The organism is Lentiprolixibacter sp. (assembly GCF_982873095.1).
This window is the reverse complement of record NZ_CEYNTP010000181.1, coordinates 1-5929: the sequence shown is the minus strand read 5'-3', so window position 1 is coordinate 5929 and position 5929 is coordinate 1. Positions and strand designations below refer to the sequence as shown.

Here is a 5929-nt window from a genome sequence, read left to right as displayed (position 1 = left end):
GTCTGCCCCGTACCACTGGCACAAAGCTGTTTACCTTTTGCCAGGACAATGGTATTGGATTTGGTGTGCTTGCATATTTTGGAAGCGAACAACAGGTCTTCCACTTCCTGCGCCGAGGGTTGGGTATCCGTAACAAATTGCAGGCCTTCCTTAGCATCGGTTACCTGGTCCCGCTCCTGTACCAAAGCCCCATTGAGGCAGGTACGCGTCAGGGTTGCGGGCAGTTCGCTGTGCTTCTGTACCAGCAATATGCGGTTTTTCTTTCCTTTCAGTACTTCAAGGGCTTCATTGCTGTAAGAGGGTGCGATCACTACCTCACAAAACAATTTGTGAATTTCATTTGCTGTAGGCAGGTCTATGGCCGTATTGCTGATAAGGATACCACCAAAGGCCGAAACGGGGTCCCCTGCCAGGGCATCCACATAGGCCTGTAATACGGTCTCCCGCTGTGCTACCCCGCAGGCGTTGTTGTGTTTCAGGATGGCAAAGGTTGGGGGTTCTCCCGCAAATTCTGTCATCAGGGTAACCGCAGCGTCTATATCCAGCAGGTTGTTATAGCTCAATTCCTTTCCATGCAGCTTGTCAAACATACCTTCGAGGTCTCCGAAAAAGTAACCTTTCTGATGTGGGTTTTCGCCGTATCGAAGGACCGTTCCTTTCGGTTCGCTGATCTTCAGTACGGCCAGTTGATGGTCGCTGTTGAAGTAATTGAAAATGGCCGTGTCATAGTGGGAGGATACATTGAACGCCCTGGCTGCAAATTGCTTTCGGTTTTCCATTGTAGAGGCCCCTTCCTGATCCTTAAGGAGTTGAAGAAAGTCATTGTAATCCTCGCGGGAGGAAACACACCAGACATCCTTGAAGTTTTTAGCTGCTGCTCGGATCAGGGAAATTCCCCCTATATCTATTTTTTCGATGATTTCCTGTTCGGATGCGCCGCTCGCTACCGTTTTTTCGAAAGGGTACAAATCAACGATAACAATATCGAGTTGCGGGATGTCGTATTCTTCGAGTTGGGCTACATCCCCTTTATTGTCCTGCCGGTTCAGAATGCCGCCAAATACTTTAGGGTGCAGGGTCTTTACCCTGCCACCAAGTATAGAGGGGTAACTGGTCACCTGCTCTACCGGAATGACTTCAATTCCCAAATCCCGGATAAAAGCTTCTGTTCCCCCAGTGGAATACAGGGTGACCCCCAGTTCATCTAACTTTCTTACAATGGGTTCCAGTCCCTCTTTGTGAAATACGGAGACTAATGCGGAGGTTGCTTTTTTCAGGGTGCTCATTATCTTAAAGATCAGGATTGATAAAGCACCAAAATTAGCGTTTTTTGGCGGGAGTTATTCCCACAGTTTATTAACAAAACTGCCGAAGTTTTAAAGAATTTTTGCTACTTCGGAATTGACAAATTCAAGGAATTCTTCATCTGCCTTGGAAAAGGGGTCGATGGTTTTGGAATCAATGTCGATCTGGCCAATATTTTCGCCATCCTTAAACAGGGGGACTACAATTTCAGATTTAACGGTAAGGCTACAGGCGATATAGTTGTCCTGTGCACTAACGTCAGGCACTACAAAGTTCTGGTTGCTTACGGCTACTTGCCCACAAATTCCCTTGCCAAAAGGGATTATTGTATGTTCAGTCGGCTCCCCCGCATAGGGTCCCAGTTTCAATTCTTCCTTATCGCCATTGCGAAAATAGAACCCCACCCAGTCATAGTAGGGTACGGTTTCCTGAAGGAGACGGCACACTTTTTCCAGTCTTGCCTCAACAGCATGCAGGTTATCGCTTAAAATAGTGGTAACGTCTTTGGACAAAGTAGAGAACATCAGATTCTTTTTTTGCAAATGTAGGATAAAAAGTATTGAGGAATACCCGGCATATGGGGGCAACAAAAAACCGTCCGGGATCCGGACGGTTTTCAAAAAATCCAACAAGGATAGTATTACATCATGCCTGGCATTCCACCACCTCCCATTGGCGGGGCTGGAGGAGTGTCTTCCTTAATATCGGTAAGGGCGCACTCTGTAGTTAGGATCATACCCGCCACGGAAGCGGCGTTCTCCAGAGCAATTCTGGTTACTTTTTTAGGATCGATGATCCCAGCTTCCATCATGTCAGTGTATTTCTCGGACTTGGCGTCGTAGCCAAAATTACCTTTACCTTCATGTACTTTAGCCACTACTACAGAACCTTCACCTCCTGCATTCTCAACAATGGTTCGCAGGGGGGATTCAATGGCCCGGGCTACAATTTGCAATCCGGTATCTTCATCGGCATTTTCGGTGGCTACCTTGTCCAATACTTTTTTAGTACGCACAAGGGCAACACCACCACCTGCTACGATACCTTCTTCAACGGCAGCACGGGTGGCGTGCAGGGCATCGTCTACACGGTCTTTCTTCTCTTTCATTTCCACTTCAGAAGCAGCACCCACATAGAGTACCGCTACTCCGCCAGATAATTTGGCCAACCTTTCCTGAAGCTTTTCACGATCGTAATCTGAGGTCGTGGTTTCGATCTGTGATTTGATCTGGTTTACTCGGGTCTTGATGTTTTTTGCAGCGCCAGAGCCGTTCACAACCGTAGTATTGTCCTTGTCTATGGTTATTTTCTCACAGCTACCGAGCATATCGATAGTTGTATTTTCAAGGGAGAACCCGCGTTCTTCGCTGATCACGGTACCGTTGGTGAGGATAGCAATATCTTCTAGCATCGCTTTCCTTCTATCTCCGAATCCTGGTGCCTTAACCGCAGCGATCTTGAGTGATCCGCGTAATTTGTTTACCACCAGGGTGGCCAGGGCTTCCCCATCAACATCCTCTGCTATGATCAACAGGGGTTTTCCAGATTGCGCCACCGGCTCCAGCACGGGGAGCAAGTCCTTCATGGTGGAGATCTTCTTGTCAAACAACAGGATGTAAGGATTGTCCAGATCAGCAATCATCTTTTCAGAATCCGTAACAAAATAGGGGGAAAGGTAACCTCTGTCAAACTGCATCCCTTCAACTACGTCTACGTAGGTGTCAGTTCCTTTGGCTTCTTCAACTGTGATAACACCTTCTTTGCCTACTTTTTCAAAAGCCTCGGCGATCAATTCTCCTATAGTCTCATCATTGTTTGAGGAAATGGCAGCAACCTGCTTTATTTTCTCTGAAGAGTCCCCAACTTTTTTTGCTTGTTTGGAAAGGTGTTCCACAATGGCTTCAACGGCCTTGTCGATACCCCGCTTGAGGTCCATTGGATTGGCACCTGCAGCAACGTTTTTAAGCCCTTCTTTAACTATGGCCTGTGCCAGTACGGTTGCTGTGGTTGTTCCGTCTCCCGCCAGGTCGTTGGTCTTGGAGGCTACTTCTTTTACCATTTGGGCCCCCATGTTTTCCAGGGCGTCTTCCAACTCTATTTCTTTAGCTACAGTAACCCCGTCTTTGGTGACCTGAGGCGCCCCGAAGGTTTTGCTAACGATTACATTCCTTCCTTTGGGTCCCAGCGTAACTTTTACAGCATTGGCCAGGGCATCCACACCTCGTTTGAGGCCATCCCTTGCATCAATGTCAAATTGAATATCTTTTGCCATTTTTTATCTTCTTTTTTAGTGGTTATACAATTGCCAGAATATCACTTTCGCGCATCATCAAATAGTCTGTTCCTTCCAGTTTAAGTTCGGTGCCGGAGTACTTTCCGTAAAGTACAGTGTCCCCGACCTTTACTGTCATTTTTTCGTCTTTGGTCCCAGGCCCAACAGCCACTACTTTTCCTTTCTGAGGTTTTTCTTTAGCTGTATCCGGGATATAGATGCCCGAAGCGGTTTTGGTTTCCGCTGCCATGGGTTCAATGAGAACCCTATCTGCCAATGGTTTGATGTTCACTTTAGCCATAGTTGTATTTTTAAATTTAAAAATTCACGTTTCTATTGTCAGAAATTATGCCATGGTATAAAAACTGACATATTGTTAAATAAAAATGCCAGCTTGTCACTAAAGCTGGCATTTATGTTGTCTAAATCTGATATGGTCTACTGTAAGGTATCAACAGGGGTTCCTCCCTGAGTTCCCGGAACCTCTTCAGGTACTTCATCAGGAACCGTTTCCGGAACCGTGGTTTCAATATCATCCCCTTGCAGGAGTTTGGAATCTGCTTCTGAGAAATTGCCTTTCAAGGCTACATTGGAAAGCAGTATCAAGACGATTAGCAAGGTGGCCAGGGTCCAGGTACTTCTGTCCAGAAAATCCCCGGTTTTCTTCACCCCTCCGATCATTTGGTTGCCACCGCCACCAAAGGATGAGGATAGCCCTCCTCCCTTAGGGTTTTGCACCATGATGACAAGTACCAGCAAAAAGCATACGGCAATAATCAGGATCAGAAATATGGTAAACGTACTCATTGGGTTACGATTTGTTTTTTTGTAGTTTTTTCACCGCTTTTATGCGGTCTGCAAAGAAACCACTTTTTTCCGGATATTTCAAACTTAAGATTTTGTAGGCCTGTATGGCTTTTTTGTACTTCTTCTGCTCCAGGTAAACCTGTGCCAGAGTTTCAGTCATCAGGGCCTTTTTGTCCAGTTTTGTCGAGGAGGTGAGGTCTACATTTTCTGATGTCTCATCTGCTGTTCTGATCCGGGGATTGGTTTCAATAAACTTGTCTATTAGGTCAAACTTCTTCCGGCGTTCTGCCTCTGCCTCTTCTTTCTTATTCCGCGTGTCTTCCAATGCCTCTTCGGTAGTTTTTTTCCGCAGGCCTTTCAGGGAAGTGAGTTGCAACCACTCGGAAAAGGAATACTTCTCATCACGGGTGAAGGTAATCGGCTTGCCCAGTTGCAGTTTTTCCTCAGCCTCTGCTACTTCGGTTGGCTTGGTTTCATCTGGACCTTCCTTCGTTTCAAAAAGTGCCGGGTCGAGAATGTCCTCAGCATCGCGGATAGACCTTGGAAGGGGCTCATCCCTGGTGTCAGGGATAAGTTCTGTATCCATCTCCGGATTGGGGGGTACTTCTTCTGATTCGATTTCCTGCTCTGTTAGCGGCTTTTTGCCTGATACGGTATCGGCTATGCTGTTCTGCAGGAAGTCCTCTGAGGTAATGAAATCAAATAAGATGTCCCGGTCAGTTGTGTGGGCGGCAGCTACCTTCAGGGCATTGTTGTACTTATAGCTGTTCTGATTTTTCAGGCCTTTGAGGTGCAGGGCCCTTGCTGCCTGAAAGTACGGGTATTCCGTGAGGATTTCTTCGAGCTGCTCCGTCTGTTCCGGTTGGATAACATCTTCCGGGTACTGTAGCAGATATGTAAAATCAGAAACCTTCATATTGAGCTACCAATTGGCCAGAGAGGCGTTAAATATATCCTGATTGATGCGTTCAAAAATCGCCTGGTGGGCCTCGTCGCGCACACTGGACAACTGGGCATTCGCATCGTAGTCAAAGAAGAACGAAAAGCGCCTTTCAAAATCGGCATCTTCTTTTGTGCGGTTAAAGAAACGAACATTGACGCTCATGGTAAGGCGGTTCTGCGCCGCCCTTTGCTCTGCTGTTGCCGTCATGGGCGAGATCCTGTATTCCACGATCTCCCCTTCATAAAGCAAGTCTCCGTTTGAAGAGACAAGGTCCAGATTGGTCTGGTTGAGGACCACATCCTGAAGGGATAAGGTGAATTCCCGGTCCAGCCCCGGTTCGAAGATCGAACCCGGGTTCTGGGTGGCATAATTCTGAAAATAGTTCACCTGAAATGTGGTGGCTGTTCCTACATCCCCACCAGTAAAATTATATACCCCACAGGACCACGAGAGCAACAATGAACTTCCAAGGATCCCTTTGACGAGATTATGGTATACCGCTCTGCTGAATTTGGATAGGCACATAAATTATAGGTCGTATTGTTTTATTTTCCTGTAAAGGGTCCTTTCTGAGATGCCTAATTCTGCAGCTGCCGCTTTCC

8 protein-coding genes are annotated in these 5929 nt (G+C 46.8%); all 8 read right to left on the bottom strand.

Features of this window, described 5'->3' with window-relative positions; genetic code table 11:
- Positions 1-1286: bifunctional phosphoribosylaminoimidazolecarboxamide formyltransferase/IMP cyclohydrolase (gene purH, locus AC4E7D_RS10690; protein ID WP_490173784.1), on the bottom strand; the 1286-nt coding region annotated here is incomplete at its 3' end.
- Positions 1287-1376: 90 nt separating this feature from the next.
- The gene (locus AC4E7D_RS10685) at positions 1377-1829 is read right to left on the bottom strand and encodes a GAF domain-containing protein (RefSeq protein ID WP_490173783.1); all 453 of its coding nucleotides are present in this window, start codon (positions 1827-1829) and stop codon (positions 1377-1379) included.
- A 116-nt stretch (positions 1830-1945) separates the two neighbouring features.
- Positions 1946-3577 carry a chaperonin GroEL gene (gene groL / locus AC4E7D_RS10680; RefSeq protein ID WP_490173782.1) on the bottom strand — a complete coding sequence of 544 codons (1632 nt, stop codon included), beginning with the start codon at positions 3575-3577 and terminating at the stop codon, positions 1946-1948.
- A gap of 22 nt (positions 3578-3599) precedes the next feature.
- The gene (locus AC4E7D_RS10675) at positions 3600-3878 is read right to left on the bottom strand and encodes a co-chaperone GroES (RefSeq protein WP_490173781.1); all 279 of its coding nucleotides are present in this window, start codon (positions 3876-3878) and stop codon (positions 3600-3602) included.
- A 137-nt stretch (positions 3879-4015) separates the two neighbouring features.
- Positions 4016-4384, bottom strand: coding sequence for a preprotein translocase subunit SecG (gene secG / locus AC4E7D_RS10670; RefSeq protein ID WP_490173780.1), 369 nt, complete (start codon positions 4382-4384; stop codon positions 4016-4018).
- Between the two features lie 4 nt (positions 4385-4388).
- Entirely contained in the window at positions 4389-5300 is a 912-nt protein-coding gene (locus AC4E7D_RS10665) for a DUF8458 domain-containing protein (RefSeq protein WP_490173779.1), read from the bottom strand.
- 6 nt (positions 5301-5306) lie between these two features.
- Entirely contained in the window at positions 5307-5852 is a 546-nt protein-coding gene (locus AC4E7D_RS10660; RefSeq protein ID WP_490173778.1) for an LptE family protein, read from the bottom strand.
- Between the two features lie 3 nt (positions 5853-5855).
- Positions 5856-5929, bottom strand: a 74-nt coding sequence (locus AC4E7D_RS10655; RefSeq protein ID WP_490173785.1) for a helix-turn-helix domain-containing protein, incomplete at its 5' end; no start/stop codon positions are given.

Coding starts and splice junctions, on each gene's coding strand:
- AC4E7D_RS10685 (WP_490173783.1), bottom strand. CDS start 1,829: ATGTTCTCTACTTTGTCCAAAGACGTTACCACTATTTTAAGCGATAAC.
- groL (WP_490173782.1), bottom strand. CDS start 3,577: ATGGCAAAAGATATTCAATTTGACATTGATGCAAGGGATGGCCTCAAA.
- AC4E7D_RS10675 (WP_490173781.1), bottom strand. CDS start 3,878: ATGGCTAAAGTGAACATCAAACCATTGGCAGATAGGGTTCTCATTGAA.
- secG (WP_490173780.1), bottom strand. CDS start 4,384: ATGAGTACGTTTACCATATTTCTGATCCTGATTATTGCCGTATGCTTT.
- AC4E7D_RS10665 (WP_490173779.1), bottom strand. CDS start 5,300: ATGAAGGTTTCTGATTTTACATATCTGCTACAGTACCCGGAAGATGTT.
- AC4E7D_RS10660 (WP_490173778.1), bottom strand. CDS start 5,852: ATGTGCCTATCCAAATTCAGCAGAGCGGTATACCATAATCTCGTCAAA.